We start from the raw sequence: 3513 nt of genomic DNA, 5'->3' as shown, positions 1-3513 counted from the left end.
AGCTTGGTCGCATCGAGCATCTTCCTGCCGTTTTCCCCGGCCGTTCCAGGGGCGGACAGCGGCAGCAGCATCGTGACTTTGGTCGAGCCGGTGCCCATCGACTGGGTCGCCTGGACGGGACCGGCGCCGGCGGCGCCGTTCTGCCCGGCAGGCGCGGTAACCGCCGCCGGATCGAGCACTTCGGACACGCCGCCCTTCGACTGGCAGCCCGACACGATCGCGGCGAGCGCCAAGGCGATTGCCCATGTCCGCGGACGGTGGACCTGTCGGCCAGCTTCCATGAATGCTCCACCCCTATGTGCCGCCGGATATTGTTCCCGGTCTGGTCTTCAACGCATGTTACGGCGGACTTGCAGTGCCGTCTGTAGTTCTTTTAGCCGCCGAAAAGCCTGCCTCTGAGCGCCCTGATCTGCCTTGCTTGCCCGGCACTTCGATAGTCGGCGCATTTCATGTATCGCGGCCCGGGCACGAACACGCGGCGCACGCAAACGCCCTTTCCCTGGGCAGGGGCTCCACCCTCCCCGCCTGGCGAAAACGCGGAAAAGCCGAATGTCGCCACCGGCAAGGGGCCGGTCACTTCGATCCCTTCCCTTGCCAGGATTGCCCGCGCACGCTGGCAGTAGCGGACTGAAAGGGCCGAGAACCGGCTTTCATTGTGCCCGGCGCGATACTTCATGACGGTGGTGCAGAGATCACCCGCGGCGAGCCTGTTGGCCTGTGCAAGATATTTGACCCCCAGCGCGATGTTGGCCGCCGGCGCGCTGAGATCGTCGAGGGAACCTCGAAAGCCGAGCATCCTGGCGGTCGCCGGCATCACCTGCATCAGGCCGACTTCGCCATCGGCGCCTTGCACGCCGGGATCGAAGCCGCTTTCGATCTCCATCACCGCATGCGCCAGCATCGGCTCCAGGCCATAGATCGATGCCTGGCAACTGGCAAACGCCTTGAAAGCCTGCCGGGTCCACTCCGTGGCAGTGTCACAGTGTGCCGGCCGCGTCAGGCTGGACGGCTGCTGTTGTTCCACAAAAGGCCGTTCCAGCCAGTTGGCGTGGGCCAGCGTGACAGTGAGGCCAAAGCCGACGAACGCGATCCCGCCTGCGATCGCCTTCGAGAATGATCCGGCGGCTGTCATGATGGCCAACAGGCGTGGGTTCGCCTATCCGGTCAGTGCATGTACTCGACCATGCGATCGTGAAAACACTCGCATTTGTTGAGGGTGTCTTCGTCCTTGTAGTTCGTCTTCAGGTAGCCGTAAGCCATGCCGCAGGCGACCTTGGCTTCCGATGCCCAGACGAAGACGGGCCGGGACGAGTTGATCCACTCCGAGCTGTTGGCGGCGGCGACCGACTCGTCCATCAGCTTCACCACCTGCTGCTTCAGATCGACGATGTTGTCGTTCAAGACCAGATTGGACGTGCCGACGACCCGGCAATAATCGCCTGTCGGACCTTCGATGATGTCGGCGGCATACCCCGTCGACCCGACTGCCAGCAACAGCGTCGCAGCGGAAACAAGCAGTCTTGCAGAACGTTTCATGTTTAGCTCCCCTAAATATTAGCGACGTATAACATAATCGCATGGTTGTGCGCTATGCCGTTAGACCAGGTTTGCGGTTGTCTGATGCTGGGTTATGCCATCGTCGTAGAGCAGCGTGATCGTGTTGGCAGCGGGCAGGTTCGTCAGCGTTGCCACGTCGACGAAGTTGGCGCCGCCGGTGCTGCCGTTGGCATCGACACTGAGCGTACCCGTCCCCGCATTGTAGTTCACGAAGTCACCGATATTGGCTCCTCCAGGCGCCGTGTCAAACAGGGCGGTCAGGTCAATCTTGTCGCCATGTCCTCCCACGCCGCTGAAATCAGTGATGAGGTCCTTGATGTCGATATTCTCAAGCCGGAACGTATCGGCGCCGGCTCCTCCGGTCAGGGTGTCCTGGCCGAGACCTCCTATGAGAAGGTCGTTGCCGTCGCCGCCGCTGAGCAGGTCGTTGCCGGCTCCGCCGCTGAGGAAGTCATTGCCGCCCCGGCCGACGATGACGTCATTGCCGCCATTACCGCTGAGCTGGTCGATACCGGACGTTCCATAGATCTGGTCGGCCAGCGTTGGGTCACCGTTCACCGAGATCCCGGGATCACCAGGATTGTGCGAGAAGAAGGAGAAATTGACGGAGCGGGCCTGCCAACTGCCGCCATCATTGTCGAAGTAGGACAGGGTCCACGAGTCTCCGGCTGCCGGCGGATGCGCGATCAAGTAGCTGGCAAGCGTCGTAGCGGTGGCATTGCCTGCGCCATCGAGAAGGAAGATGTGATCGTAGTCGACCGTAGCCTTCATCTGACCCGTGGCCGGATCGTAGAACCAAGTCTGCTCGAAGGTCCCAGCGGTCAAATCGTCTTCTACTGCGGCGAAGTGATTGGTGCCAATTCTGATCTCGACCTGAACCTCCTGTTCACGATGCGACCCTGCGCTACTATCTCCGAACGCACCTGGGTTTCGCTCTGAAGGGTCAATCGGCGTATCAATCGGCGTCTTTTGGAAATCGGTATAGACGACGACAGTTGCGCTGTGAGGATCCGCCAATATCGCGTTTACCGTCGCTTGCGACAGAGCAAGCGTCGTGACCTGATCATTGCCCGACGTCAGCGGACTGCTGCCATCGCCAATCTGCGACGTGTCGCTGGGCAGGCTGGTCGGCGGCACTTCGTGGATGCCAACAGTCTGTGCAACGTGAGTGTGCCCGTCATAGACATCCAGCGACAGGTTGTTGTTGACCGTGTCAGTTTGCAATGCGGTCGGCCGATAAACCAGATCGTCCAGCAGGTTGATACCGCCGGACGGATTATACAGCACCGTGCCGGCTGTCAGGGCGATATAGGTCACGCCGTTGAAATAGAACGTGCCGGTGGGGATCGTTCCCGTAGCGGTGACGATGAGGTTATCCCCGTCCGCATCCGTCGGAATGGAGACCAGCAGCGGATACCCATTCGGATAGCTGGGCGTGCTCAAGGTCTGCTGCGCCGGGTCGCTCGACATCCAGTTCTGAGTGTTCGCGACTACGGGCGCGTCATTGATGTCCGTCAGGTTGATGGTCAGCGTCGTCGTCGACAGGTCGCCGTCACCATCCTTGATGGTGTAGACGAACACGTCCGTGGTGTTCGCGTTGATGCTGTGGGCCGTCGACTGGTAGGTGTAGGAGCCGTCGGCGTTGAGATGCAGCGTGCCGTGCAGGCCGGCAATGTCGGTGTTGACACCGGTCGTCACCGCCGTTGTCGTGTTGCCGCCCGCAGCCCGGACGCCGTCGATCGTGGCACCATCTGCCCCGGCCACGTCGTTGATCAGAACGCCGGCCGCAGCAGTCACGGTCAGCAGCGCGCCTTCATTGACATTGCCGCTGTCGGCATGGGCCGTCGGCACGTCGTCGGTGACGTCGATGGTGATGGTGTTGGTGATCGTGTTGCCGTTGGCGTCGGTGGCCTGGTAGGTGAAGGTCTCGACATTGTTGACGGTATTGGTGCCGTT

3 protein-coding genes and 1 pseudogene are annotated in these 3513 nt (G+C 61.3%); all 4 read right to left on the bottom strand.

From position 1 onward, the window contains the following. Nucleotides 1-281: pseudogene (locus EN994_RS22945) on the bottom strand (ABC transporter substrate-binding protein); the annotation flags it as partial. A gap of 92 nt (nt 282-373) precedes the next feature. Beyond that, nucleotides 374-1132: a transglycosylase SLT domain-containing protein gene (locus tag EN994_RS22940; RefSeq protein ID WP_063170328.1), complete on the bottom strand. Its 759-nt coding sequence runs from the start codon at nt 1130-1132 to the stop codon at nt 374-376. Nucleotides 1133-1164: 32 nt separating this feature from the next. Next, nucleotides 1165-1536: a hypothetical protein gene (locus EN994_RS22935; RefSeq protein WP_027163714.1), complete on the bottom strand. Its 372-nt coding sequence runs from the start codon at nt 1534-1536 to the stop codon at nt 1165-1167. Nucleotides 1537-1596: 60 nt separating this feature from the next. Then, the coding region (locus EN994_RS36775) for an Ig-like domain-containing protein (protein ID WP_127307826.1) at nt 1597-3513 on the bottom strand (1917 nt) is incomplete at its 5' end.

Source organism: Mesorhizobium sp. M7A.F.Ca.CA.002.09.1.1 (genome assembly GCF_003998555.1).
In the GTDB taxonomy this organism is placed as follows: Bacteria; Pseudomonadota; Alphaproteobacteria; order Rhizobiales; family Rhizobiaceae; genus Mesorhizobium; species Mesorhizobium ciceri.
This window is presented reverse-complemented; position numbering and strand designations above follow the sequence as displayed.

Coding starts and splice junctions, on each gene's coding strand:
- EN994_RS22935 (WP_027163714.1), bottom strand. CDS start 1,536: ATGAAACGTTCTGCAAGACTGCTTGTTTCCGCTGCGACGCTGTTGCTG.
- EN994_RS22940 (WP_063170328.1), bottom strand. CDS start 1,132: ATGACAGCCGCCGGATCATTCTCGAAGGCGATCGCAGGCGGGATCGCG.